This is a genomic window from Rhizobium rhizoryzae (assembly GCF_011046895.1).
Classification (GTDB): Bacteria; Pseudomonadota; Alphaproteobacteria; order Rhizobiales; family Rhizobiaceae; genus Neorhizobium; species Neorhizobium rhizoryzae.
Genome location: NZ_CP049250.1, coordinates 1,168,627 through 1,195,099, shown reverse-complemented (window position 1 = coordinate 1,195,099; position 26,473 = coordinate 1,168,627). Strand labels below are relative to the sequence as shown.

At 58.4% G+C, this 26,473-nt stretch carries 25 protein-coding genes; 10 read left to right on the top strand and 15 right to left on the bottom strand.

Features of this window, described 5'->3' with window-relative positions:
- Positions 1–209 precede the first annotated feature (209 nt).
- From G6N80_RS11810 to G6N80_RS11795, 4 genes are all read right to left on the bottom strand, one after another.
- Positions 210–779 (bottom strand): CarD family transcriptional regulator, encoded by a 570-nt coding sequence (locus G6N80_RS11810; protein ID WP_062556214.1) that lies wholly within the window; start codon positions 777–779, stop codon positions 210–212.
- A 369-nt stretch (positions 780–1,148) separates the two neighbouring features.
- Entirely contained in the window at positions 1,149–1,487 is a 339-nt protein-coding gene (fdxA, locus tag G6N80_RS11805) for a ferredoxin FdxA (RefSeq protein WP_137136816.1), read from the bottom strand.
- 267 nt (positions 1,488–1,754) lie between these two features.
- Positions 1,755–2,093: an RNA-binding S4 domain-containing protein gene (locus tag G6N80_RS11800; RefSeq protein ID WP_062556216.1), complete on the bottom strand. Its 339-nt coding sequence runs from the start codon at positions 2,091–2,093 to the stop codon at positions 1,755–1,757.
- Position 2,094: 1 nt separating this feature from the next.
- Positions 2,095–5,115 (bottom strand): helicase-related protein, encoded by a 3,021-nt coding sequence (locus G6N80_RS11795; protein WP_165137043.1) that lies wholly within the window; start codon positions 5,113–5,115, stop codon positions 2,095–2,097.
- A gap of 323 nt (positions 5,116–5,438) precedes the next feature.
- Between G6N80_RS11795 and G6N80_RS11790 the strand changes: the two genes are divergently transcribed.
- Complete coding sequence (locus tag G6N80_RS11790) at positions 5,439–5,594, top strand: DUF3309 family protein (protein WP_082547286.1); 156 nt, start codon at positions 5,439–5,441, stop codon at positions 5,592–5,594.
- A 40-nt stretch (positions 5,595–5,634) separates the two neighbouring features.
- Positions 5,635–5,889 carry a glycine zipper domain-containing protein gene (locus tag G6N80_RS11785; RefSeq protein WP_137136814.1) on the top strand — a complete coding sequence of 85 codons (255 nt, stop codon included), beginning with the start codon at positions 5,635–5,637 and terminating at the stop codon, positions 5,887–5,889.
- A gap of 66 nt (positions 5,890–5,955) precedes the next feature.
- Here G6N80_RS11785 and phbB read toward each other — a convergent pair whose 3' ends face one another.
- Both phbB and G6N80_RS11775 read right to left on the bottom strand, forming a co-directional pair.
- Positions 5,956–6,681 carry a beta-ketoacyl-ACP reductase gene (gene phbB, locus G6N80_RS11780; protein ID WP_062556305.1) on the bottom strand — a complete coding sequence of 242 codons (726 nt, stop codon included), beginning with the start codon at positions 6,679–6,681 and terminating at the stop codon, positions 5,956–5,958.
- Positions 6,682–6,832: 151 nt separating this feature from the next.
- On the bottom strand, positions 6,833–8,014 hold the full coding sequence (locus G6N80_RS11775; RefSeq protein ID WP_062556219.1) for an acetyl-CoA C-acetyltransferase: 1,182 nt from the start codon (positions 8,012–8,014) through the stop codon (positions 6,833–6,835).
- Between the two features lie 251 nt (positions 8,015–8,265).
- Between G6N80_RS11775 and phaR the strand changes: the two genes are divergently transcribed.
- Positions 8,266–8,856, top strand: a complete 591-nt coding sequence (gene phaR, locus G6N80_RS11770; protein WP_062556220.1) for a polyhydroxyalkanoate synthesis repressor PhaR — start codon at positions 8,266–8,268, stop codon at positions 8,854–8,856.
- A gap of 173 nt (positions 8,857–9,029) precedes the next feature.
- On the top strand, positions 9,030–9,266 hold the full coding sequence (locus G6N80_RS11765; RefSeq protein WP_062556306.1) for a DUF378 domain-containing protein: 237 nt from the start codon (positions 9,030–9,032) through the stop codon (positions 9,264–9,266).
- Between the two features lie 129 nt (positions 9,267–9,395).
- On the opposite strand, the gene rpmF is transcribed toward G6N80_RS11765, so the two are convergent.
- The 3 genes from rpmF to mtgA all read right to left on the bottom strand — a co-directional run bounded on the left by rpmF (position 9,396) and on the right by mtgA (position 11,166).
- On the bottom strand, positions 9,396–9,581 hold the full coding sequence (gene rpmF / locus G6N80_RS11760; protein ID WP_062556221.1) for a 50S ribosomal protein L32: 186 nt from the start codon (positions 9,579–9,581) through the stop codon (positions 9,396–9,398).
- Positions 9,582–9,744: 163 nt separating this feature from the next.
- Complete coding sequence (locus G6N80_RS11755) at positions 9,745–10,392, bottom strand: glutathione S-transferase family protein (RefSeq protein ID WP_062556222.1); 648 nt, start codon at positions 10,390–10,392, stop codon at positions 9,745–9,747.
- A 72-nt stretch (positions 10,393–10,464) separates the two neighbouring features.
- A complete protein-coding gene (gene mtgA / locus G6N80_RS11750) occupies positions 10,465–11,166 on the bottom strand; it encodes a monofunctional biosynthetic peptidoglycan transglycosylase (protein ID WP_062556307.1) in 702 nt (233 codons plus the stop codon).
- 187 nt (positions 11,167–11,353) lie between these two features.
- On the opposite strand from mtgA, the gene G6N80_RS11745 reads away from it, so the two are divergent.
- Both G6N80_RS11745 and G6N80_RS11740 read left to right on the top strand, forming a co-directional pair.
- Positions 11,354–12,271: a polyprenyl synthetase family protein gene (locus G6N80_RS11745; RefSeq protein WP_425503919.1), complete on the top strand. Its 918-nt coding sequence runs from the start codon at positions 11,354–11,356 to the stop codon at positions 12,269–12,271.
- A 102-nt stretch (positions 12,272–12,373) separates the two neighbouring features.
- Positions 12,374–13,015: a LysE family translocator gene (locus G6N80_RS11740; protein WP_062556223.1), complete on the top strand. Its 642-nt coding sequence runs from the start codon at positions 12,374–12,376 to the stop codon at positions 13,013–13,015.
- A 67-nt stretch (positions 13,016–13,082) separates the two neighbouring features.
- On the opposite strand, the gene G6N80_RS11735 is transcribed toward G6N80_RS11740, so the two are convergent.
- From G6N80_RS11735 to G6N80_RS11720, 4 genes are all read right to left on the bottom strand, one after another.
- Entirely contained in the window at positions 13,083–13,748 is a 666-nt protein-coding gene (locus G6N80_RS11735; protein ID WP_062556224.1) for a YiaD family glycine zipper/OmpA-like lipoprotein, read from the bottom strand.
- An 88-nt stretch (positions 13,749–13,836) separates the two neighbouring features.
- Complete coding sequence (gene ispG, locus G6N80_RS11730) at positions 13,837–15,081, bottom strand: flavodoxin-dependent (E)-4-hydroxy-3-methylbut-2-enyl-diphosphate synthase (protein ID WP_210300834.1); 1,245 nt, start codon at positions 15,079–15,081, stop codon at positions 13,837–13,839.
- 100 nt (positions 15,082–15,181) lie between these two features.
- Positions 15,182–16,375 carry an MFS transporter gene (locus G6N80_RS11725; protein ID WP_062556225.1) on the bottom strand — a complete coding sequence of 398 codons (1,194 nt, stop codon included), beginning with the start codon at positions 16,373–16,375 and terminating at the stop codon, positions 15,182–15,184.
- Between the two features lie 22 nt (positions 16,376–16,397).
- Positions 16,398–17,168 (bottom strand): DeoR/GlpR family DNA-binding transcription regulator, encoded by a 771-nt coding sequence (locus tag G6N80_RS11720; RefSeq protein ID WP_165133969.1) that lies wholly within the window; start codon positions 17,166–17,168, stop codon positions 16,398–16,400.
- 218 nt (positions 17,169–17,386) lie between these two features.
- Between G6N80_RS11720 and G6N80_RS11715 the strand changes: the two genes are divergently transcribed.
- The 3 genes from G6N80_RS11715 (at position 17,387) to G6N80_RS11705 (ending at position 19,696) form a co-directional block, all read left to right on the top strand.
- Positions 17,387–18,160, top strand: coding sequence for an amino acid ABC transporter substrate-binding protein (locus tag G6N80_RS11715; RefSeq protein WP_165133966.1), 774 nt, complete (start codon positions 17,387–17,389; stop codon positions 18,158–18,160).
- A 97-nt stretch (positions 18,161–18,257) separates the two neighbouring features.
- Positions 18,258–18,938: an amino acid ABC transporter permease gene (locus G6N80_RS11710; protein ID WP_062556227.1), complete on the top strand. Its 681-nt coding sequence runs from the start codon at positions 18,258–18,260 to the stop codon at positions 18,936–18,938.
- A complete protein-coding gene (locus G6N80_RS11705; protein ID WP_165133963.1) occupies positions 18,935–19,696 on the top strand; it encodes an amino acid ABC transporter ATP-binding protein in 762 nt (253 codons plus the stop codon). The genes G6N80_RS11710 and G6N80_RS11705 overlap by 4 nt, the downstream gene beginning before the upstream one ends.
- A gap of 127 nt (positions 19,697–19,823) precedes the next feature.
- On the opposite strand, the gene pyc is transcribed toward G6N80_RS11705, so the two are convergent.
- Positions 19,824–23,282, bottom strand: coding sequence for a pyruvate carboxylase (gene pyc / locus G6N80_RS11700; protein ID WP_165133960.1), 3,459 nt, complete (start codon positions 23,280–23,282; stop codon positions 19,824–19,826).
- A gap of 129 nt (positions 23,283–23,411) precedes the next feature.
- Positions 23,412–24,152, bottom strand: a complete 741-nt coding sequence (locus G6N80_RS11695; RefSeq protein ID WP_062556230.1) for a helix-turn-helix transcriptional regulator — start codon at positions 24,150–24,152, stop codon at positions 23,412–23,414.
- A 254-nt stretch (positions 24,153–24,406) separates the two neighbouring features.
- Between G6N80_RS11695 and G6N80_RS11690 the strand changes: the two genes are divergently transcribed.
- Entirely contained in the window at positions 24,407–26,176 is a 1,770-nt protein-coding gene (locus G6N80_RS11690; RefSeq protein WP_062556231.1) for a glucan ABC transporter ATP-binding protein/ permease, read from the top strand.
- Positions 26,177–26,473 lie beyond the last annotated feature (297 nt).

Here is a 26,473-nt window from a genome sequence, read left to right as displayed (position 1 = left end):
CTTCAACAAAAATCGGCAGTTCATGCGTTCGAATCCCCGGCTCGGTCGGCGGAAGATCGGCCAAGGCCTCGCTCCACGGTTTCCATGGCGAAGAGATTTGCAAGACAGCACTCTTCGCCGTTCCGGCGGGTTAACGCTTAAGGGAAAATATGGTTCCAATAAAAAACCCGGCTGCCGCCGGGTTTTTTAAGATGTTTCTTAAGAAGCGCTTACGCCGCTTCTTCCTGCGCATCGTCTTCATCGATGGCCTTGCCACGCTTTGGGCTTTTGGCAAGATTGGTCTCGACCAAGCGGACAGCTTCCGTGTCCGACATCTTGTTGACGGCAGCAATTTCGCGAGCCATCCGGTCCAATGCAGCTTCGTAAAGCTGGCGTTCGGAATACGACTGCTCAGGCTGATTCTCAGCACGATAGAGATCACGCACCACTTCTGCGATGGAAATCAGATCGCCAGAGTTGATCTTCGCATCATATTCCTGCGCGCGGCGTGACCACATGGTGCGCTTCACACGAGCCTTGCCCTGAACGACCTTGAGAGCGCGTTCGACGAAATCGTTCTCGGACAGCTTGCGCATGCCGATGCTCACAGCCTTGGCGACTGGAACTTTCAAGCGCATCTTGTCCTTTTCAAAATCGATCACAAAAAGCTCCAGCTTCATGCCAGCAACTTCCTGTTCCTCGATCGCCGTGATAGTACCCACTCCGTGCGCCGGATAGACGATGGCTTCACCGGTCTTGAATCCGTGGCGCGCTGAAGATTTTTTCTGCTGGGTCGTCATTCGTTTAACAAACTCCCTGTTACGCACCCGGCTGTCCATGTGCCGGGGCCGGGTCTGTCAGGCCCGGATGAGACGGGGGAACCGTCGGGTGACTCCATACTGATCCGCCAAACGCGCGCGAAAACAATTCCATCTCCGCGATCTGCGACCAAGACATTCACACATGTGGTATGTCACGGAAACCGCGGCGGGTGATCTTTTGCTTTCGTGATGTTTTTGGGCACGCGAATGCCGCTTTGTGGAACAGTTTCTATTGTCTACCACAATTATGGGCGCGAATCAATGATTTGCTTTCGCAGTCGCAAGCTTGCAACGATTCGTCCCTGCCTAATACTTAAGCAGAGATTAAATGGATAATCCGTCGGCTGCTCAGTCGCCCTTGCCCGGCTCTGCCGAGAAGTACTGCTCGAACTTGTTTTGCACGCCGTCCATTTCCTTGGCTTCCGGCATGGCATCACGCTTCACCGTAATGTTGGGCCAGACCTGGGCATATTCGGCATTGACCTTGAGCCACTTGTCGAGACCCGGCTCCGTGTCGGGCTTGATGGCCTCTGCTGGACATTCCGGTTCACAGACACCGCAATCGATGCACTCATCCGGATGGATTACCAGGAAGTTTTCGCCCTCATAGAAGCAATCTACCGGGCAGACTTCGACGCAATCGGTATACTTGCAACGGATACAGTTATCAGTCACGACATACGTCATGAGGCACTCCAGCAAAATCCAGTGTTCAGGCACCGTCGGAAAGAGACAGCAAAGGGCTTCAACAGGTATCCGCTTGATCCGCGAAACGCTAAAGCCCGCTTGCCTTGTCCCTAAAGGCTTTGCGCGCCATTCGCAAGGCAAAAGAGAATGCTTCCAAACGTCCGTCGAGCCAGTTTGTTGCACCTCTGCGAAGCGCGAAACAAAGTTCGAAGCAGTGTCACCAATCGCGCAATTTCATCCGCCAAAACCGGTGAATGACAGGGGAATTTATTTCAGGGGGCGAACCATTCGCTGAGCGCGTTCGAAGGCCGAAAGCCTTGCCTGTGGCTCGGAAACATCCTCGTACAGTCGGGATGCTTCCGGATAAGGACCGCGGCGCTCGCCAGGAGCCCGCATCACGAGCCGTTTGTCACCGCTCTCAAGGGCAAGATCGATGCGGTCCCCGCAACGGATCATGCGGCTCGGCAGTGTGATCACCTGGCCGTTGACCGAGACGAACCCGCCTTCCACGAGAGCCTGGGCCAGCGCTCTGGACTTCACAAGCCGGGCAAAGAAAAGCCACTTGTCGATGCGCTGACGCTGCTCTCCAAGTGGCTCTCCCGTCATCTTACTTCTTCATCTGCTCTTTCAGGGCAGCGAGCTTTGCGAAAGGTGAATCCGGATCAATCGGCTTCTCCTTGCGCGGAGGCTTGGCCTCGAAGCGGGCTGGCTGCGGCGCTTTGCCGCGATCTCCACGCTCGGGACGGTCGCCCCGGCCGCGGTCAGGACGACCCTCCTGCCGATCGCCACGATGATTAGGGCGACCACCATCACGATTGGAACCGCCGTCCCGGTTCGGACGTCCGCCCTGCTCGGTGCGCTCACCTCTTTCGCGGTTGTCACGATTGTCGCGACGACCTTCACCCTGACGAGGCGCATTGTTCGGCGCACGGCGTTCGCCTTGCGGACGCTGTCCGCCACGCTGATTTTCCGCACGGCCGCCGCCGGGACGCCAGAGAAGGACAGGCTTCGGCTCTTCAGCTACGGCAGGTTCACCCGCAGTCGCTTCGGCAGCAACTTCAGGTGCGACAGGCGTTTCGCCAGCCTGTTCCTGCGGCGCTGGATCTGCATCATCCCCTGAATCAGTGGTTTCAGCCGCATCAGAGGCTGGCGCGACCGAAGAAGGCTGCTGGCTGGCCAGGAAGGCTTGCGCCTCTTCAGCGCTCACCGCGTCGGCGCGATAGCCCAGGCCTTTGAGAATTTCTTCCATGTCATCAGGCGTCGCGCCCAGAATGGAAAGCATGGCGGTTGTCGTGACAAAACGACGTCCGTCGTAGGCGCCGTCAGGACGCGCGCTGGAACCCGGCTTCCATTGCAGGAGCGGACGAATGAGATCGGCCAGACGCTCAAGGATATCGACGCGCACGGCACGCTTGCCCAGGAAGCGGAAGCCCGCAAGCTTGTAGAAGCTCCGCTCGAAGGACGGATCCGTGACAACAGAGGTGCGGCCCGCCGCCAGTGCCGGGATCAGATCGCCATAACCCGGCTTGTCCAGACCGTCGTTCTTCAACGCCCAGAGGAGCGTGATGAGTTCTGCCGGTGCCGGCTTCAGCAGGAGCGGCATGAAGATATGGTAGGCACCGAAGCGGATGCCATAGCGGCGCATCGAAGCGCGCGCATCCTGATCCAGCGACTTGACCTCATCGGCCACATCCCGACGGAACATCAGACCGAGGTTCTCGACCAGCTGAAACGCCAGACCCTTAGCCAGACCCTGGAGGTCTTCGGCGCGAGACAGATCGTCCAGCGGCTTCAGCACTGTTGCAATGTGATGGTTGACGAAGCGCTCAAGACGCGCCGCCACATGATCACGCGCATTACCAGTCAACTGCTCGTCGGAGAGCAGGATGAGGCGCGGATGCATGATGTGGTCGCCAGCCGCGAGCTTTGCGACCGGCTCGCCCAGCCAGCGAACGAAGCCGTCAGATCCGAGCGCCAGATCGCCATTGCCGCACGCGTAGAGACGCGCGGCGCGCGCCTCGAATTCGAGCGCCAGCGCCTTCTGGGCTGCCCCCTGCACGGCTTTCGCATCTGGCCCCTCGGTACCCGCTATCGGGGTAAACCGGAAACCGGCGAGTTGACCGACGTGATGTCCCTCTACGAAGACATCTCCATTCACACTGATTTCAGCTTCCAGCATCGCATTCTCTCTCAGGCGCTTCATGAGCACAGATGTCCTGCGATCAACAAAGCGTTTCGTCAACCTTTCATGCAGCGCGTCCGACAACCTGTCCTCGATTTCCCGAGTCTTTTCTTGCCAGTGTGTCGGATGCGCAAGCCACCCCGGCCGGTTGGATACATAAGTCCACGTCCGAATCTGTGCGATTCGCGCGGAAAGCGTATCGATCTCGCCATCCGTCCGGTCGGCGCGCTGCACCTGTTCGGCCATGAAATCTTCGTTCACCCAGCCGATTCGCACCAGATCCGAAAAAATCGTCGAAATCAGGTCCGCATGCTGGGCAGGCGTAATTCTTCGGTAGTCCGGGAGCGCACAGGCATCCCACAATTTCTCGACGCGTTCCGGGTTTGTGGCCATATCAATGACCTCCGGATATCGCGACAGATAGTCCAGCGCCTGGCTGTCCGTTGCCGGAAGCGCACGCGTCAACCCCTGGATGACGGGTGCCACATCAAGACTTGCTCGCAGATCTCTCAAGGACGAGAAATCGAGCGCCTTGGAACGCCATTGCAGAACCTTCACGGGATCGAACTGGTGGGTCTCGATTCGCTCGACCAACTCATCATCGAACGGCTGGACCTGTCCCGTCACACCAAACGTGCCATCCCTCAGATGTCGGCCCGCACGTCCGGCAATCTGCCCGAGTTCTCCGGGATTGAGATTGCGAAACTGATAGCCGTCGAACTTGCGATCCTGCGCGAAGGCCACATGATCGACATCGAGATTGAGGCCCATGCCGATCGCATCGGTTGCAACCAGATACTCCACATCACCGGACTGGTAGAGCCCCACCTGCGCGTTGCGAGTCCGGGGGCTCAGCGCACCCAGAACGACGGCGGCGCCACCACGCTGACGACGAATGAGTTCCGCGATCGCATAAACCTCGTCGGCGGAGAACGCGACAATGGCAGAGCGTTGCGGCAGGCGGGTGATTTTCTTTTGCCCGGCATAAAACAGCTGCGAAAGGCGCGGTCGCTCGATCACCGTCAGCCCAGGAAGTAGCCGCTCCAGGATTGGCCGCATGGTGCCGGCGCCCAGCAGCAGAGTCTCTTCCCGTCCCCGCAAGTGCAGGATGCGGTCGGTGAAGATGTGGCCACGCTCCAGATCGCCTGCAAGCTGCACTTCATCGATGGCTACAAAGGCGGACTTCGTCTCGCGCGGCATCGCCTCGACGGTGCAGACGGAAAAACGGGCATTGGGCGGGGTGATCTTTTCTTCGCCCGTGACAAGCGCCACATGGGTCGGTCCGACTTTCTCGACCAGCCTTGTATAGACCTCACGTGCGAGAAGCCGAAGAGGAAGCCCAATGACCCCAGAGCCATGCGCCACCATTCGCTCGATCGCATAATGCGTCTTGCCGGTGTTCGTCGGGCCGAGGACCGCAGTTACACCGCGACCGCTCAAGATCATGGGGGCTTGTGAATTCAAAGCCTGTCATCCGCACAATTACTGTCACCACCTTCGCGGGCGGTCGGACCACACATGGCGACTGCGTCCGCGAATGGCAAGCAGAAATGCCTCAGAAGACAAATTAATCGTCAGCCGGCATGAACAAGTACGAGCCATGGCCTCGGCTTTTCCTGATCCAATCGTCATCAGCCTGCAAGAGTTGGAGCACACAGGCAATTGAACCAAGCGTCCGAATCGTGAAGGAAGCCTGGAACCAAAAGTGAGCCAAGCCGTTACCGCCGCACGACGATCCGTCGCCCGCATTTCAGTATCGGAGGCCAAAAATGCTCGGCACTATTCTTCTTGTGATCTTGATCCTTCTCTTGATCGGTGCCCTGCCAAACTGGGGCCACAGCCGCAATTGGGGCTATGGTCCATCGGGTGGGTTGGGCCTTGTCGTACTCATCATCATCATCCTGCTCCTGATGGGCAGGATCTAATCAAGAACGTCTCAAGGTTTAACAGGGAAGGAACCAGGACATGAAAAAGATTCTTACCGCCGCAGCATTGGTCGGCATGCTTGCATCCTGCACGGCAACAGAACGCGGAACGGCTATTGGTGCCGGCACCGGTGCAGTCATCGGCGGTGCCGTGACGAATAGCTGGGGCGGTGCAGCCGTTGGCGCAGTCGGTGGCGGTCTGGTTGGCGCAGCCATCGGCCAGTCGCAGGAACGTCGGGGCTACTGCATCTATCGTGACCGTTATGGCCGCAACTACGAGGCGCGTTGCCGCTAAGTTCCGGTCCATCGGAACGCATGAAAAAGGTCGGAGCGAAAGCCCCGGCCTTTTTCGTCTCATCACTCACGCAAAATACTGTCCACCATTGGCAGAGATCGTCGAGCCGGTGATATAGCCCGCCTCATCAGAAGCGAGGAACACCACGCAGCGCGCGATCTCCTCCGGCTGGCCAAGACGCCCGACCGGGATCTGCGGCAGAATGCGCTCGTTCATCACCTTTTCCGGAACCGCCATGACCATTTCAGTCGCGATATAGCCCGGGCAGATTGCGTTGACGGTGATGTTTTTCGCAGCACCTTCCTGCGCCAGCGCCTTGGTGAAGCCGAGGTCACCCGCCTTGGCAGCGGAATAGTTCGCCTGTCCCATCTGGCCCTTCTGGCCATTGATGGATGAAATATTGATGATGCGGCCGAAACTGCGGTCCCGCATGCCGGACCAGACCGGATGCGTCATGTTGAAGAGACCGGTCAGATTGGTGTTGATGACTTCATTCCATTGAGCCGGGCTCATTTTGTGGAACATGGCGTCACGTGTGATGCCGGCATTGTTGACGAGCACTTCAACCGGGCCGAGCTCCGCTTCTACCCGCGCGATGCCGTCCACGCACGCCTCGTAGGATGAAACGTCCCATTTGAAAACGGGAATGCCGGTCACATCACGGAATGCATTCGCTTTTTCTTCGTTGCCGGCATAATTCGCCGCAACCTTGTAGCCCGCTGTCTTCAACGCCAGGGCGATTGCAGAGCCGATGCCCCGTGTTCCGCCCGATACCAATGCTACTCTCGACATGAAGTTTCCCCCCGAAAAGGCATGCCGCGCATTTGTGTTCAGCTCAAATACGATGACGGCATGCGACACAAATTCTGAAGCGCATCGCCAAGGCGACAACGCGCTTCATTTTTCACACGCCGGCCCTTCTATGTGGCCGGAAATCCAGTCATCACATGGCCTCGAAGCACATGGCAACGCCCATGCCGCCGCCGATGCAAAGCGTCGCAAGACCCTTCTTGGCGCCGCGCCGCTTCATTTCAAACAGAAGCGTGTTCATGACACGCGCGCCGGAAGCACCCACCGGATGGCCGATGGCGATCGCACCGCCGTTCACGTTCACGATCGAAGGATCCCAGCCCATGTCCTTGTTGACGGCGCAGGCCTGCGCAGCAAAGGCTTCGTTTGCTTCGACCAGATCCAGATCCTTGACTGACCAGCCCGCCTTCTCCAACGCGCGGCGGGAAGCGGGAATTGGTCCTGTTCCCATGATCTGCGGATCGACGCCCGCCGTTGCCCAGGATACGATACGAGCCATAGGCACGATACCGCGGCGCACAGCTTCTTCCTCGCTCATCAGAAGCGCGACGGCTGCCCCGTCATTGATACCGGAGGCATTACCAGCGGTCACCGTTCCTTCCTTGTCGAAGGCCGGTCGCAGCTTGGTCATGCTTTCCAGCGTGGCGCCAGCGCGGATATATTCATCCGCATCGACCGTCACGTCACCTTTGCGTCCCTTCACCACGAAGGGCGTGATTTCGTCGACAAAACGACCAGCCTTCTGCGCAGCTTCCGCCTTGTTCTGGGAAGCCAGTGCGAATTGATCCTGCTCGTCGCGAGAAAGCTGCCACTGACGTGCCACGTTCTCGGCCGTGATACCCATGTGATAGCCGTAGAAGGCGTCCGTCAGGCCGTCCTTGATCATGGTATCGATCATTTTCATGTCGCCCATCTTGGTGCCGTTGCGCAGATGCGCGCAATGCGGCGCCATGGACATCGATTCCTGACCACCCGCCACGATGATGCGGGCGTCGCCTGAAGCGATCTGCTGCATTCCAAGCGCGACGGCGCGCAGACCCGAGCCGCAGAGCTGGTTCATGCCCCAGGCCGTCTTTTCCTGCGGAATGCCCGCCTTCATCGCCGCCTGACGGGCCGGATTCTGTCCCTCGCCAGCGGTCAGGATCTGTCCAAGAATGACTTCATCGACTTCAGACGCTTCAACCTTGGCGCGTTCCAGCGCTGCCTTGATGGCGGCGGCACCCAGCTCATGGGCAGGTGTGTTGGCGAAAGACCCGTTGAATGAACCGACGGCAGTGCGGGCCGCAGACGCAATAACGATGGATGGCTGACTCATGGGTGTTCCTCCGAAAATCCCTGATTGGTTGAAGTGAAGACTGGCAAAGCTTGAGCCACAAGTCAAAGGCAACCTTCGGCGGATTTCACATGGCACCTGTCAAAACTTTGCATGCCGGGATTCAACCTGAGGGGCGAATCATCCACAGCTCTCGCATCGCACAAATCCGTTGTCAGCATGGTTTATTTAAGCGTAGTGTTACTGCGGGAGCGAAATACAAAATTCCATATTGACGGGATCAGGAGATAAATATGGCCAAGACGGATGGCGACGTTGTCATAAAAAAATATGCCAACCGCCGGCTCTATAATACAGGCACCAGCACTTACGTGACGCTGGAAGATCTTGCGCAGATGGTCAAGCGCGGCGAGGACTTCACGGTACAGGACGCCAAGAGCGGCGAAGATATCACCCATTCCGTCCTGACGCAGATTATCTTCGAGCAGGAATCGAAAACCGGAAATACCCTGTTGCCGATTTCATTCCTGCGCCAGCTGATCTCCTATTACGGTGACCAGATGCAGATGGTGGTGCCCACCTTCCTCGAGCACTCGATGAAGACCTTCGCCGACCAGCAGACGCAAATGCGCGAACAGATGACGCGCGCCTTCGGCGAAACGCCACTCACAAAGAACCTGCAGGCGCCTATGCAATTGATGGAAGAGCAGGTGCGGCGAAATACGGAAATGTTCCGTCAGGCCATGCAAATGTTCTCGCCCTTTGGTGCAACACCGCAGGCCACGCCGGAAGCGGCGAAGAAGAGCGCCGACCCACGCGACATAGACGATCTGAAAGAGCAGTTGCGCAGCTTGCAGAACCGGCTGGACAGCTTCGGCTCGTGAGCCAAGGCGGCACGAAACCAACCAGACTGGCGAACGGGAGCCTCATCGCTCCCGAACTGTTTCAAGCGAGCATTGGACGGAAATGTAACGTTTCCGTGTCTGCAACCGATCGCTTTCATGAGGAACTCCAGCGGCTTGATCCGGTTAGCACACCGTCCCTCAAGGAGAAAATCATGCGTGCCATCAACCTGATCACCCTGCTTCTCATCATCATCGGCGGTGTCAACTGGCTACTTGTCGGCTTGGCCAACTTCGATCTCGTCGCGGCTCTCTTCGGTGGGCAGCAAGCCCTTCTTTCCAGAATAGTCTATGTTCTCGTGGGCCTGTCAGCTCTGTGGCAGTTGAGACCTTTCGTCCGCGCAATGAATGTGGGCGAAACCGCTGCCCAGGCAAATACAATTCGCCACTGATCAACAACCGATCAGCCAGCATAATCAGGAAGGGTCGGATACATACCGGCCCTTTTCTGTTTCAGACCACCAAAGACAGAAAAGGCCGGCGAAACGCCAGCCTTTCAGCATCAAGACGATGAAAAACGCTTATGCGCTTTCCTTCGGCGTCAGAACCTGGCGACCACGATACATACCGGTCTTCAGGTCGATATGGTGCGGACGACGCAGTTCGCCGGAGTTCTTGTCTTCGACGTAGGTCGGGTTCTTCAGGGCGTCAGCCGAACGGCGCATACCGCGCTTGGACGGGCTCACTTTTCTCTTCGGTACTGCCATTCTCGTTACTCCAAATAGGCGTGCAAAACTCAGTCTGCGGCCGGTATCGACCGTGAAAGACTAGCTTCGATCTCGGAAATTTGCGGCGCTTATACATGCCGGAACAGGCTTTGACCAGTCCCCACAGGGATTTTTTAGAGTCAATTCAGACCCGGGAGGCAAATCAGGCTTCATCCGCCGGAACGATCCAGGGTTCGGCCAGGGCCGCCTCCTTCCATTCGATCCATGCCGGATGCGCCTGCATGGCAGCCATATAGGATCTGGTGTCGTCGTCAACCGCTATATCATAGACGTCCAGACGGTTGATCACCGGCGCAAACATCGCATCCGCACCACTGAAGGCACCGAACAGGAATGGCCCGCCGGAGCGATGCCGCATCGTTTTCCAGATCTCGGTGATCCGCGCTACATCGCCTGCCACACCATCCGGCAGGTCGATAGCCCTCTTCTCGCGACGCATGTTCATGGGGCAGGCGCCACGCAGGGCACGAAAGCCGGAAAGCATCTCCATGGAAATAGAGCGGGCCAATGCGCGGTCGGCAGGATCATAAGGCCAGACGCCAGCCTCCGGATAAAGCTCGGCCACATACTCGATGATGGCCAGCGACTCCCAGATATGCAGGCTGCCATGTTTCAGCACCGGCACCCTGCCGGTCGGCGAGAATTCGCGGAACTTGGGATTGCCGCCGCTATCGTCGAACTGGGTCAGCACCTCTTCGAATGGAACATTCGCGGCCTTCATGGCCATCCAGGGACGAAGGGACCAGGAAGAATAATTCTTGTTCGCGATATAAAGTACCAGCCCGTCCATCGATCCACCCTCTGCTCGTTTCCAGCGAACCTACAGGCATGGCTTGCCGGGCTCCAATGCATTTTTGTGAGGTTAGCCATAAAGGCAGCTTATGTAGCCACCCGCTGCTTGCGCACGCCTTTCGATAACCCCGGCAAGCCGCTGCATCCCTCGCCCGGGCTTGCTGGCAACCCGGGTGATTGGATTGGGAAGCGCAACAGCCAGGAGACCAGCCTGTCGCCGGGTCAACTTGGCGGCAGGCACCTTGAAATAGTGTCGCGAGGCCGCCTCGATCCCGTAGATGCCAGGGCCCCATTCGGCAACGTTGAGATAGATTTCCATCATGCGTCGCTTCGACCAGACGAGATCGGCCCACATGGCAAGAGGCAGTTCCAGCCCCTTTCGAACGAAGCTTCGGCCATTCCAGAGGAACAGGTTCTTTGCCGTCTGCATGGGAATGGTGCTTGCGCCACGCGTCGCCTCGCCCTCCAGCGCATCCTGAACGACCCCGCGCATCTGAACCCAGTCGACGCCGCCATGGGCGCAGAACTGCCCGTCCTCGGACATCATGACCGAACGCACCAGCGTTGGAGAAATATCTTCGAACGACACCCACTGCCGGTCGTAGCCTCTGAACAGGGCAAGATCGGCCAGCATCAAGGTTGAAACAGGGCGCACGAATGGGAGCGCGTAGAGCAGAACCAGCACATAAGGCAGCAGAAGAAATGCACCCACGATCTTGGCGGCAAGCAGCAGCCTTTCCCTGATCCGCCAGTCGGGCTTTGGGCTCGCCATGGGCGGTGCCTCGTCCTCTTCGGATTGCTGCTGGTCGGAGGAAACGTCCAACATCCCTACTCGTTTTAGCCATTCCTGTTGTGTTCATACCGGCACCGTGCATCGAAAGCGAGTGGCAGTGCCGCTTACTCAAGGCTTTTCGCAAAACTTCGTTGCCTCCGCCCGCCGCTCATGCCAAGGAACCGCCATGAAGACCTTGGATAGCACCCTTTTCGAAGATCACTTGCGCCAACGCGCGGCCGATATGGAACGTCTGCTCTCGGACCTGCTCGACAGCACGGTTCGCGACGATGAGATTGTCCGCCCGAACCATCTGCTGGCGGCGATGCGCCACGGCACGCTGAATGGCGGCAAGCGGCTTCGGCCCTTTCTCGTGCAGGAAAGCGCGCTGTTGTTTGGCGGCGATCCGGAGGCTGCTTCGCGCGTCGGTGCGGCTCTTGAATGCCTGCACAGCTATTCCCTGATCCATGACGATCTTCCCGCCATGGACGACGATGACCTGCGCCGGGGCCAGCCGACTGTTCACAAGGCGTTTGACGAAGCGACAGCCATTCTGGCCGGTGACAGCCTTCTGACCTATGCGTTCGATATCATCACCGCGCCCGCAACGAAGCTCGCAGCGGACCGCAAGGTGGAGCTTGTCCTGGCGCTTTCGCGTGCCGCCGGTCTTGGGGGCATGGCAGGCGGACAGGCACTGGACCTTGCGGCAGAGACCACGGCACCGGATGAGGATGGCGTCATCACGCTCCAGGCCATGAAGACAGGCGCTCTGCTGCGCTTTGCCTGTGAAGCCGGAGCCATCATTGCCGGCGCCTCTGAGGACGATCGCAAGCGCCTGCGCCGCTTTGGAGAGATCATAGGCCTCGCCTTCCAGATCGCGGACGACGTGCTGGACGTGACCTCCGATGCCGCTACGATGGGCAAGGCAACGGGCAAGGATGCTGACCGGGGCAAGGCTACCCTCGTTTCGCGCAACGGCCTCGATTGGGCCGAAAGACGACTCGACCAGTTGGTGACGGAAGCCGTCGAGCTTCTGCAGCCTTATGGCGAGAAGGCGCAGGTTCTGGTGGCCACGGCACGTTTCGTCGCAAACAGGAAGAGTTGACCCTCTCCCATCACATTCGGTGATCCAAGTCTTCAAAACTTGTCACGTGACTTGCAGCGGCCTGCCTGTGCATTCTTGGCCAAACGAAGCCGGGATAGCCGCATGTCAGAACTTTTTCAGCACTGGCCGCAATTGATGGCGGCCTACAGCCTTTACCTCGTGGCAGTCATAACCCCCGGCCCCGCCAATCTGGCAATCATGGGAACCGCGATGAATGAGGGCCGCAAACGCGGCATCGTGATCGCACTCGGCATTTTCACGGGCTCATTCACCTGGGCAATGGCGGCAGCACTGGGTCTTGCGGCGGTTCTGACTCGCTATGGCGAAATCCTGCAACTTCTCAAGATCGTCGGCGGGCTCTACATGCTTTACCTCGCCTTCAAAGCAGCAAGAAGCCTGAGGCGGGCTCCATCCGGGGAAGATCTGACCACTCCTGTGCGTCAAAAGAGCCTGTGGCGGGTCTATCTGACCGGCTATGCCATTCACCTCACCAATCCGAAGGCGATCTTTGGCTGGCTGGCAACGATCTCGCTCGGGCTTCCTCCCGGCGCATCGGCCATCTCCGTCGCAATCGTGGTCTGCGGCTGCCTGCTGACTGGCATAACCGTCTTCATGACCTATGCCTTGCTGTTTTCAACGCGGCGGGCCGTCAACCTCTATCGCAATGCGCGGCGCCCGCTTGACGCGCTGATGGCACTCTTCTTCGGCGCGGCTGGCGTAAAGATGATTTCGAGCGCGCTCTGAAGAGGTTCAATATGAAAAAAGGCGCCGCTTGGCGCGACGCCTTGTCTGTATACGCTTGATCCGATGATCAGCCCTGCGTGATCGGCGCGATCTGGATTTCGACGCGGCGATTCTGCGCTCGGCCATTGGGTGTTGCGTTGGAGGCAACCGGCTGGGATGGACCGAAACCAAGCGTTGACATGCGGCGCTGATCCACACCCCGCCCACCGAGATAATTGGCGACGGATGCCGCGCGGCGCTCGGAGAGCTCCTGATTGTGGGCTGCACTTCCGGTGGAATCCGTATGGCCGTTGACGTCGATCAGCGTACGATTGAACTTGTTCAGCACAAGCGCGACCGAATCGAGCGTCTGGTAGAAGCCCGGCAGAACCTGATCCTGATCCGTCGGGAAGGTGATGTTAGACGGCATATTCAGAATGATGCGATCGCCGACGCGGGTTACGGAAATACCGGTTCCCTGCAACTGTGCGCGCAGTTCCGATTCCTGCTGGTCCATGTAGTTGCCGATAGCGCCGCCTGCGAGCGCACCGACGCCCGCCCCGATGAGCGCTGCATTGCGGCGGCCGACTGGCGAATTCCCAACGGCCAGACCGGCAAGCGCGCCCAGGCCCGCACCGATGGCAGCGCCACCCGCCGTATTGGAAACCTTCTGTTGGCCCGTATAGGGATCAGTCGTCGTGCAGGCGGAAAGATAGGTCGCGCAGGTGGCGACAATGATGATTTTCTTGAGCATGGAATCGTCCGTCCCCGTCGTGATGGAGGCGATTCCTTTACCATGAATTGCGGCAAGAGCGAGGAGGTCCCGCCATCCTGCCAGAAATTCATTCCGCCGCTGTTTTGTGACCGAACCGCTTCTCGATGTAATCGATGACGAGGGCTTCGAATTCAGCGGCAATGTTCGGGCCACGCAGCGTCAGCGCCTTTTGCCCATCGATGAAAACAGGTGCGGCAGGAGTTTCACCTGTACCGGGAAGCGAAATGCCGATATCGGCATGCTTGCTTTCGCCCGGACCATTGACGATGCAGCCCATGACCGCAACGTTCAGACCTTCTACGCCCGGATATTTCTCGCGCCAGACCGGCATGTTCTTACGGATATCATCCTGAATTTTCTGGGCGAGTTCCTGAAACACCGTCGAAGTGGTGCGACCGCAGCCGGGACAGGCCGCAACGACCGGCACGAACTGGCGAAAGCCCATAACCTGCAACAGCTCCTGCGCAACCTGCACCTCGCGCGTACGGTCGCCATTCGGCTCAGGGGTCAGCGACACACGGATCGTATCGCCGATGCCGTGCTGCAACACGTAACCCATGGCGGCGGAGGAAGCGACGATACCCTTTGTGCCCATGCCTGCCTCGGTCAGGCCAAGATGCAAAGCATGGTCCGAACGTTCCGCCAGCATGCCATAAACCGCGATCAGATCCTGTACCTGACTGACCTTGGCCGAGAGGATGATGCGATTGCGTGGCAGGCCGATCTCTTCCGCCAGCTGCGCAGACAAGAGCGCCGACTGGCAGATGGCCTCATGCATGACTTCGCGCGCTGAAAGTGGCGAGCCCTGCGCTTGGTTCTCGTCCATCAAGCGTGTTAGCAGATCCTGGTCAAGAGAACCCCAGTTGACGCCGATACGCACCGGCTTGTCGTAGCGGATCGCCATCTCGATGATATCTGCGAACTGCTTGTCCTTCTTGTCCTTGAAGCCGACATTGCCGGGATTGATGCGATATTTCGCAAGCGCTTCCGCGCAGGCCGGATGATCGCTCAGGAGCTTGTGGCCAATATAGTGGAAGTCTCCCACCAGCGGCACATCCATGCCAAGGCGCAGCAGGCGCTCGCGGATCTTCGGGACTGCCGCAGCACTTTCATCACGGTCCACGGTAATGCGAACGATCTCGGAGCCCGCCTGAAACAGCGCGGCCACCTGCGCGACGGTGGAATCCACATCCGCCGTATCCGTGTTCGTCATCGACTGAACAACGACGGGCGCACCGCCCCCGACGATGACGCCGCCCACATCAACGGCGACGGAGGCGCGGCGTGGTTTCGGATCATAAGCGGACGACATGGAGATCACCTTAATCAGAAAAAGTGCCCCTCAGGTGGATCATGCGCGGGGGCTTGTCAACACCTGCGCCAGATCACATTCCCTCGCTGGCCCTTCCCATTCACTGTGAGCCGGCAGGTCGGTCGGCATGCCGCGCAAGACCCGAGAGCACAAGAACCACGATATGCAGCGCGGGCAGTGCCGCGAAGATCGTCCCTAGGCCCACATGCTCGGCAATGAAGCCGATCAGCGAAGGCGCGACGAGAATGCCGGAATAGCCCATGGTTGTGACAACGGAAAGACCAATGCCCTGCGCCATGCCCGGCAGGTTTCCAGCGGCGGAAAAGGCGATCGGCACCATGTTGGAAATGCCGATACCGGCGAAGGCGAAACCGATGATGACCAGTGTGGCATTCGGCGCAAAGCCTGCAATCAGCAAGCCGATCATGGCAATCACAGTGCAGATCCGCAATGTTCGGACAGCGCCCAGACGGTCACGCACGATGTCTCCGGCAAAGCGCATCACGGCCATGGTCAGCGAGAAAGCTGCATAGGCAAAGCCGGAAAGCTGCACGGAGGCACCCAGTTCATTGCGCAGATAGAGTGCACCCCAATCCAGCACCGCGCCCTCTGGCACCATGGAGAACAGCGCCACCAGGCCAATCAGCCAAGGCAGCGGCGTCATCGGCAGGCGTATCTTCTCCTTTGCCTCTTCAGCGTGAGGTTTGTCTGCCAGCATCATAGGCCAGGCAACCGCCACCATCGCCGCCGCCGCCAGCGTTGCAATTGCTGCGTGGCCGAAAGCCCCGACACTGGCAATCAAAATGCCGCCGGTGCTGGCACCGATCAGGCCGCCAAGGCTCCAGAAAGCATGGCAGGATGACATGATGGAGCGGCGCATGTGCTTTTCCGTCGCAACGGCATTGGCGTTCATCGCCACGTCCATGGCGCCGATCAATCCTCCGAAGAGGAAGATGGCAACGGCCGCCGTCCAGACCGATCCGACCGCCGTCAGGAGAAGCAGGGTTGGAACGACCAGCACCGCAGTGATCCGCGTGACCCAGGCCGAACCGAAGCGCGCAATCTGCATGCCTGCCACCGGCATCATGGTGATGGAGCCTAGACCGAAGGTCAGGATCATCAGGCCGAGTGCACTTTCGCTCAAGGCAAGGCGGCTGGCGAATTCGGGAATCTTCGGTGCCCAGGCACCCACCAGAAACCCGTTCATCAGAAACATCAGCGCCACGGCAGCACGCTCGCGCGTGACGACCGGTGCAGGCCCGGAGGCAAGCGATGAAGATGCTGCGTTGTTCATTGATTGCTCACTCTCTAGACGATCAGGTTCGCGCAAACTGGATCTGGCATCCATGCTGACGGGCAGCGAAGAGGCTATCGGCATCGAGCCCCTCTTCCACGATGAGACGGTGATATTGACCAGGTTCGGCAATCTGGAAGGGGGCGGAAACGCCTATTTTTTCAGTTGTCACGGCCACTGCGGTCTCTTTTGCCTGGCTTACCGCAGCTCTTTTGAAAGCAGCATCTTCATGGCCGTATACGGAAAGAATTCCGGATTGACTGAAGCCGCAGGTGCCGATCAGGCAGAGATCAGGTGTAAAGCGCCTTAACTGTTCCACGGCATCGGCCCCGACAGCCCCGCCCACCATGCGATCGAACTTACCTCCGATCAGGATGGTTTCGACAGAAGGTTTCTCGGCCAATGCAAGGGCAATCGCAGCAGCATTGGTTATGATGGTGAGCTCGAATGCGTCCGGAATCAGTTCGGCAAGTGCGAGGTTCGTGCTCCCGGCATCCAGGAAAACGACGGAACGGGCCTGCATTGAACTGAGAAGAGTGCGCGCAAGACGCTGTTTGCGGGGCTTGTCCTGAGCGGATCGCTGAGCAAGGCTGGTCAGGCAATTCGCGACTGGCAGGGCTCCGCCGTAAACACGCTCGCAGAGACCGGCCGCAGCCATGTCTCGGAGATCGCGTCTGATCGTATCTTCCGAAACACCGAACTCGGCGGCGAGACTGGCGGCGATGACGCGTCCGTCAACCGAAAGACGGTCGCGGATGCGTTGTTGCCTCTCCGGTAACATCAGTTCGTTCATTCAAATAATCAATCGTGCATGAATCGGCAAAAACAGGCATAAACAAGAATAAGGGAAGCTGCAAGTACATTTGCCGTGGGGGACGAATCAGCATGCAGCAAAATCATATTCTAATGGAAAAATATTCCGCGGCCCCTATGTCCTTCAGCAGTTTTGGACCCAGCCTTGGCCGCGCCTTTGTGGGACATATGCAGCCCTTCATTCCCAAGGAGATAAAAATGAAGCTTCTTAAAGCTCTTGCCGTCGCAGCACTTGTGCAGGCGGCCACCTTTGTGCCCGCAATGGCGGGTGAAAACCTGAACGCAATCAAACAGGCAGGCGTTCTCAAAATCGGAACGGAAGGCACCTATTCGCCTTTCACCTTCCATGATGCCTCCGGCAAGCTGGTTGGCTTCGACGTTGAAATCGGCGAAGCGATTGCGGAAAAGCTGGGCGTGAAGGCGCAGTTTCTGGAAGGCAAGTGGGATGGCCTGATCGCCGGTCTTGATGCCAAGCGCTATGATGTCGTGATCAATCAGGTTGGCATTACGGACGGGCGCAAGCAGAAGTATGATTTCTCCGAGCCCTATATCGCCTCCAAGGCCGTGCTGATCGTTCGCGAAGGCGATGATTCGATCAAGAGCTTCGAGGATCTGAAGGGCAAGAAGGCGGCGCAGTCCCTGACCAGCAATTTCGGCAAGCTGGCTGAAAAGTCGGGCGCGGAACTGGTCGGCACCGATGGCTTCGACCAGTCTATCCAGCTCGTGCTGACGCGCCGCGCCGATGCGACGATCAATGACAGCTTGTCCTTCCTCGACTTCAAGAAGCAGAAGCCGGGCGCACCGGTAAAGATTGCCGCCGAGCAGGCCAATGCGGAATATTCCGGCATCATCTTCCGCAAGGGGGAATCCGAACTTCAGCAGGCCATCAACAAGGCACTGGCAGATATCAAGACCGACGGCACTTACAAGAAGATATCTGACAAGTATTTCGGTCAGGACGTCTCCAAGTAATTTGCTCCCATACCCGTTTCCTTGAGTGAAGCGGGTTCCATATTCTGTGAACAGGCGGAGCCGGAAACGGCATCCGCCTTTTTGCGAGGAGAACACCGTGCCGCACTGGCTTCAATTGATGGCTGACTCTTTGCCCTCCCTGCTCTGGGCGGGGCTGATCTTTACCATCCCCCTCACACTCCTGTCCTTCACCTTCGGCCTTATCCTCGGGCTACTGACGGCGCTTGCCCGGCTGTTTGCGCCCAAGCCCGTTTCCGCGATTGCCCGCTTTTATGTCTGGGTCATTCGAGGAACGCCGCTTCTGGTGCAGTTGTTCGTCATCTTCTACGGCCTTCCAAGCATCGGAATTCTGCTGGATGCATTCCCGGCAGCGCTGATCGGCTTCACGCTCAACATCGGTGCCTATAGTTCGGAAATCATCCGAGCGGTGATTTCCTCCGTGCCGAAGGGCCAGTGGGAAGCCGCTTTCTCCATCGGCATGTCCTGGCGGCAGGCCATGATCCGGACAATTCTTCCGCAGGCGGCCCGCGTGGCGGTGCCACCCCTGTCCAACACCTTCATCTCGCTGGTGAAGGACACCTCGCTGGCAGCGGCGATTACCGTGCCGGAATTGTTTCAGGCGGCACAACGCATCGTGGCAACAACCTACGAGCCACTGATCCTCTACATCGAGGCAGCGCTCATCTATCTTGCGTTGAGTACCGTCTTGTCCACGTTGCAGGTTCGGCTGGAGAAGCGCTTTGCCCGCTATGGCGGCATGATGGAGGCCAACACATGATCGAGCTTTCTCATATCGGAAAACGCTTCGGTGAAGCCGTCATCCTCAACGATATCAGCATTTCCATGCCGGAAGGCAGCGTGACAGCGCTCGTCGGTCCCTCCGGCGGCGGCAAGAGCACGCTCCTTCGGTGTATCAACCTTCTGGAAATCCCGACGGCTGGCAATTTGAAGCTGGGTAATGAGACGTTGAGTTTCATGCCAGGTCAGAAAACACCTTGGGCCGCCATTCAGCGCATTCGCCGCCAGACGGGCATGGTGTTCCAGAACTTCCAGCTTTTTCCACACCGCACGGCGCTGGAGAACGTGATGGAAGGGCTGGTGACGGTTCTGAAATGGCCGAAGGAAAAGGCAAAAGCCCGCGCCATGGAACTGCTGACCAAAGTTGGCATGGCGCATAAGGCCGATGCCTGGCCCGCCACCCTTTCCGGTGGGCAGCAGCAGCGTGTGGCAATTGCCCGTGCGCTGGCTCCCTCGCCGCGTGTTCTTCTCTGTGATGAGCCGACTTCGGCACTGGACCCGGAACTGGCGGCGGAAGTGGTGGATGTTCTGGCCAAGCTTGCGAGCGAAGGCACCACCATGGTCATGGCAACGCATGACCTGCGGCTGGCCTCCAGCATCGCCAACCGTGTTATCTTTCTCGAAGCGGGACGCGTGGTCGAAGCTGGCTCTTCTGCCGATATCTTCCAGAACCCGCGTGAGGAGCGCACCCGCCGGTTTGTGGCGAGCGTGACGGCCGCGCAGACGACGGGCGTATGACTGGCTCGTCACCCTCGGGCTTGTCCCGAGGGTCTACAGTCGTCAGCCAGGCCGTTCAAGGACAACTACTTATTCATTGCCGGTAGATGCTAGGAACAAGCCCGAGCATCACGGTCTTCAAGAGGCATCAAGCCGCATAAACGATCAGCAGATCCTTGGCGTCGATCTGGTCGCCGGCCTTTACGGCCACTTCCGTGATCTCGCCATCCTTTTCCGCATGCAGGGCCGTTTCCATCTTCATCGCTTCGATGGAGAGCAGCACATCGCCTGCCTTTACCTTCTGACCAGTAGAGACAAACACGCGAGAAATGACACCCGGCATTGGCGCACCCAGCTGTGCGGCATTGCCCGCTTCCGCCTTGCGGCGCGCAATGCTGGTGGCAGCGCGGCTGCGGTCTGGCACCTTGATGCGGCGTGGCTGGCCGTTCAGCTCGAAGAACACGGTGACCAGACCTTGAGCATCGGGGGCGCTGGCGGCCTGATTGACGACAACCAGCGTCTTGCCCTTCTCGATATTGGCAAACAGTTCTTCGCCATCCGCCATGCCGTAGAAATAGGCGGGTGTCGGCAGAACCGAAACCGGGCCATAGGTATCGGAAGCCAGCGCGAAGTCGGTGAAGACCTTGGGATACATCAGGTAAGAGGCAAACTCGAAATCATCGACGGAGCGGCCAAGCTTTTCCTCGATCACTTTGCGTTCGGCATCGAGATCAGCCTCCTTCAACAGCGAACCAGGGCGAACCGTGTAGGGTGTATCCCCCTTCAGCGCCTTCTTCTGCAAAGCCTCCGGCCATCCACCCGGAGGCTGGCCCAGATCGCCACGCAGCATGGAAACGACCGAATCCGGGAAGGCGATGTCGCGTCCGGGGTTCTCCACGTCCGCGACCGTCAGATCCTGGCTCACCATCATCAGCGCCATATCGCCGACAACCTTGGAAGAAGGCGTAACCTTCACGATGTCGCCGAACATCTGGTTCACGTCGGCATAGGTCTGAGCCACTTCGTGCCAGCGAGTTTCGAGACCCAGCGAGCGCGCCTGCTCCTTGAGATTGGTGAACTGCCCGCCCGGCATTTCATGCAGATAGACTTCCGAAGCCGGACCCTTGAGGTCGCTTTCGAAGGCCGCATACTGGTGGCGAACCGCTTCCCAGTAGAACGAGATGCGGCGGATCCATTCCGGATCGAGGCCGGAATCGCGATCAGTGCCGGAAAGCGCCTCGACGATAGAACCAAGGCACGGCTGCGAGGTGTTGCCGGAGAAGGCATCCATAGCCGCATCGACGGCATCTACGCCGGAATCGATGGCAGCGAGAACAGTCGCCGCCGAGATGCCCGAGGTATCATGCGTGTGGAAGTGGATCGGCAGGCTGGTTGCCTCGCGCAGTGCCTTGAACAGCACACGGGCAGCGGCTGGCTTCAAGAGGCCCGCCATATCCTTCAGCGCGATGATGTGCGCGCCTGCTTTTTCCAGCTCTTCCGCCAAAGACACGTAGTATTTCAGGTCATACTTCGGGCGGGCGCTGTTGAGCAGATCGCCGGTATAGCAGATCGTTGCCTCGCAAAGCTTGTTCTCTTCCTGAATGGCGTCCATCGAGACACGCATGTTTTCTACCCAGTTCAGGCAGTCGAACACGCGGAACAGGTCGATTCCACCCTTCGCCGCCTGACGCACGAAGTACTTCACGACGTTGTCTGGATAGTTCGTATAGCCCACGCCGTTGGCACCACGCAGCAGCATTTGCAGCAGGAAATTCGGCGCACCTTCCCGGATCAGAGCCAAGCGCTCCCACGGATCTTCCGTCAGGAAGCGCATGGAGACGTCGAATGTCGCACCGCCCCAGCATTCCAGCGAGAAGAGGTTCGGCAGAGCCTTGGCATAAACCGGCGCAATGCGGGCAATATCGAACGTGCGCATGCGGGTTGCCAGCAGCGACTGGTGACCGTCGCGCATGGTCGTGTCGGTCAGCAGCACACGCTTTTCGTTTCGCATCCATTCGGCAAATGCCTTTGGTCCCAGTTCATCCAGCTTCTGCTTGGTGCCGGGCTGAACCTCCGCCTCGATATAGGGAACGACCGGCTTCGGGGCCTTGGCGGACGGCATCGGCCGACCCTTGGTTTCCGGATGGCCGTTGACGGTGACATCCGCCAGATAGGTGAGCAGTTTCGTCGCGCGATCCTGGCGCTTCACCTGCTGGAAGAGTTCCGGCGTCGTATCGATGAAACGGGTCGTGTAGGAATTGTCGCGGAAGTTCGGATGGCCGATAATGGCTTCGAGGAAGGTCAGGTTCGTGGCCACGCCGCGAATACGGAATTCGCGCAGTGCGCGATCCATGCGGCTGATGGCCTCCTGCGGGGTTCCTCCCGATGCTGTAACCTTTACCAGCAGCGGATCGTAATAACGGGTGATGATCGCGCCCGTATAGGCTGTGCCGCCATCCAGACGAATGCCGAAACCGGCTGCCGAGCGATAGGCGGTGATACGCCCGTAATCCGGGATGAAGTTCTGTTCCGGGTCTTCCGTGGTGATGCGGCACTGCAGTGCATGGCCGTTGAGGCGAATATCCGCCTGTGCCGGAACACCGGACTCCGGCGTGCCGATGGCCGCACCCTCCAGAATATGGATCTGCGCCTTGACGATATCGATCCCGGTCACGACTTCCGTGACCGTATGCTCGACCTGGATACGCGGGTTCACCTCGATAAAGTAGAATTTGCCGGTATTGGCATCCATCAGATATTCGACAGTGCCAGCGCCAATATAGTTCGTGGCGGCGGCAATCTTCAGCGAATAGCCGGCCAGTTCCTGCCGCTGCGCCTCGGAAAGATAAGGCGCCGGTGCACGCTCGACCACCTTCTGGTTACGGCGCTGGATAGAGCAATCGCGCTCGAACAGATGCACCACATTGCCATGCGTATCGCCAAGGATCTGGCTTTCAACATGACGGGCGCGCTCGACGAGCTTCTCGAGATAGACCTCGTCTTTACCGAAGGCTGCCATGGCCTCGCGCTTGGCTTCGGTCACCTCCTTGGCAAGATCTTTGGGATCGCGAATGGCACGCATGCCGCGCCCCCCGCCGCCCCACGAGGCCTTCAACATAACCGGATAGCCGATTTCCTCAGCCATCCTGGCTACTATCGTCATATCGTCCGGCAACGGCTCCGTTGCTGGCACGACAGGAACGCCGACGGAAATTGCCAGGTTGCGCGCCGCCACCTTGTTGCCAAGCTGGCGCATCGTATCCGGCCTCGGGCCGATGAAAATGATTCCTGCAGCGTTGCAGGCCTCAACGAATTCCGGGCTTTCAGACAGCAGGCCGTATCCCGGATGGATCGCGTCCGCGCCGGACGCCTTGGCAACCCGGATGACTTCCGGAATGGAAAGATAGCTCTCGATTGGTCCCAGATCACGGGCCAGATGCGGGCCACGCCCCACCTGATAGCTCTCGTCCGCTTTGAACCGATGCAGCGAAAGTTTATCTTCCTCTGCCCATATGGCCACCGTTTTGATGCCAAGCTCGTTGGCGGCGCGGAACACGCGGATGGCAATTTCGGATCGGTTGGCGACAAGAATCTTCCGGATTTGCAAAGCTATCCCCCTCGACAGTAACAGTGCATGTTGCACTGCGAAGGAACATTAGCGGCATTTTTCGGAATGGCAATTTCCGTCTTATTGAATCGTTTAAATTTATGTCAGTTTCACGTCAGCTTACGCCAGTCACGTCACGATCCCCGCCCGGAACGCCATCGCGATGACATGCTGCCTGTTGCGCGCATTGAACTTTTCCTGAATGACGTTGATGTACCAGTCGACCGTATGGTTCGAAATCTCCAGCGCCTTGGCGATTTCATTCGATGTCATTCCGTCGCATAACAAACGCAGAACCTCGAGCTGGCGCTGCGTGAGATCCGCCTCCAGCGCGGTGCGCTTTTCGAGCTCTGCTGCAGCGCCGCGCAATTCCAGCAATCGCCACAGTGATTTTCTGGCCACGGCCTCAAAGAGGCAGATCTCGACGGGAGAAAGGTCGATGGGCTCTCCCGCGATGGTCATCGTACCAATCAGGCCGGTCCTGCCATAGATCGGGAACACATACCCATCATAAAGACCATTCTTGGCTGCGTCCCGCAGGAGCCGCAACGCCTTCTTTTGCTGCGGATCATCCTGATACGCGGCAATGGCGTCCTTCCAGCGAAATGGGCGCTGCGTGACGGCAAGCATCCGGCGCAGCGGATCAATGGAGGCATATTTCCGGGCAGCATAATGTTTGCGCCATCCGGCCGGCCACCGACCCGTCAGCATGAAATCGGTCGTATCTGCAAAGACCTTGTCGTGAAACCAGATACCGTAATAGCGGAACGCATGGATATTAAGCAGGGATTCAAGCTCTCCCACGAGTTCGCTCGCGGTTTCCGCTTCATGGGATATCGCCAGAAATTGCACAAGCGAGTGAATATTCACTCCGTCCCCCAATTATCACGCATGTCCAGCAAGTTCCCGATCTATGCAGGCCAAGAGCGCATGCCTAAAATTTGTTTATATATGGTTGCATTTGTTTGGGTAGATCTCGCCTGATTGAAGATTAAGACACCGGGTGTCAATGTCAGCCTTGCAGATCATCCCATTCTTTCTATACCCGTTTATGATCGCGTTCACGCTGCATACAGGTGCGGGCTGCTATGCAACAAAATGTGATATCAGCATGAGGTAATGCCGTGAGCCTGTTTCAAGTGTACGCACGCGCCCTGAGATACCTGGGAGCTCATCGCCTCCGGGTCACGATGGTCGTCATCGCTAACATCGTGCTGGCAGTCATTACGATCGCTGAACCCATTCTGTTCGGCCGGATCATTGACGCCATCTCCTCTCAAGGCGATGTGACACCCATTCTTCTGATGTGGGGCGGCTTTGGCGTTTTCAATACCATTGCTTACGTCCTCGTCGCGCGCGAGGCTGACCGTCTTGCCCATGGCAGACGTGCATCCCTTTTGACGGAAGCATTTGGCCGCATCGTTTCCATGCCTCTTTCATGGCATCATCAGCGCGGCACATCCAACGCGCTCCATACGCTGTTGCGCGCCAGCGAAACGCTATTCGGCCTCTGGCTGGAATTCATGCGTACGCATCTCGCTACGATCGTGGCACTCGTGCTGCTCGTTCCCACCGCCTTCTCGATGGATTGGCGGCTAAGCTCGGTGCTTGTGGTTCTGAGCGTGGTCTACTGGATCATCGGCCGTGTGGTCATGAACCGTACGAAAGAAGGCCAAGCCTCCGTTGAAGGCCATTACCATACCGTTTTTTCGCATGTTAGCGATTCCATCAGCAACGTGACAGTCCTGCACAGCTACAACCGCATCGAGGCAGAGACGAAGGCATTGAAGGGCTTCACGGAACGGCTGCTCTCAGCCCAGTATCCGGTTCTCGACTGGTGGGCAATTGCGAGCGCGCTGAACCGCATGGCTTCAACGATTTCCATGCTGATCATTCTCATTATCGGCATCTTTCTGGTTCGCAGTGGCGAGATCAAAGTAGGCGATGTCATTGCCTTTATCGGCTTTGCGAACCTGCTGATCGGCCGTCTGGATCTGCTGCGCCAGTTTGCGACGCAGATTTTCGAGGCACGCTCCAAGCTGGAGGATTTCTTCCGCCTTGAAGATTCGGTGAAGGATCGCGAAGAGCCTGCCAACGCCGGTGAGCTGAATGCCGTTCGCGGCGAGGTGGAATTCCGCAACGTTTCCTTCGACTTTGCCAATACCACGCAAGGCGTGCGTGATGTCTCCTTTACCGCCAAGGCCGGTCAGACGATTGCTATCGTCGGCCCGACGGGCGCAGGCAAGACCACGCTGGTGAACCTGCTGCAACGCGTCTACGATCCGCAGCAGGGCGCGATCTTCGTGGATGGCACCGATATCGCGACGGTCACCCGCCGCTCGCTACGCCACTCCATTGCCACTGTGTTCCAGGATGCAGGTCTGTTGAACCGCTCCATCAGCGATAATATTCGCCTTGGACGCGAAGGGGCAAGCGAGGCGGAAATCGTTGCTGCCGCAGAAGCGGCTGCCGCGACGGAATTCATCGAGAGCCGTCTGGCAGGCTTCCAGACGGAAGTCGGCGAGCGCGGCAATCGCCTATCGGGTGGTGAGCGCCAGCGTATTGCCATCGCCCGCGCCATTCTCAAGAACGCACCCATTCTGGTACTTGATGAGGCAACTTCGGCACTCGACGTGGAAACCGAAGCACGTGTGAAGGAAGCGATCGACCGCCTGCGCCAGAACCGCACCACTTTCATTATCGCGCATCGTCTCTCGACCATCCGTGATGCCGATATGGTTCTGTTCCTGGATCATGGCCGGATCATCGAAAAGGGAACCTTCGACGAACTGAGCGCCATGGGCGGCCGCTTCGCCTCGCTGCTGAAGACCAGCGGCATTCTGGCGGATGAACACAAGCCTGCGTTAGAACAGAGACTGCTGCAGCAGGCATAGGCCATTTGAAGGCAAGGAACGATTGAAGGCGGCGGGCTTGTCCTGCCGCCTTTTCTATTTTCGTCAAATGAGACCATAGGGCTTCGAGGCAGGACGGTATCATTTGTAGAGGTGCAATGCGCGGTCCCCGATCTTCCAATCTCTTCGCAGCCACAGCAATCTCAAGCTTTTCGCTTCTCTCCAGGCCACGCAGGCGCCGGGGCTATCGACACCAATGTTTCTTTCGCTCTCGTTATGCGAGGAGCGGAACCGGTAACGGGACCCGCCAAGGTAGAAGATCAGCGAGTCGAAACGCTG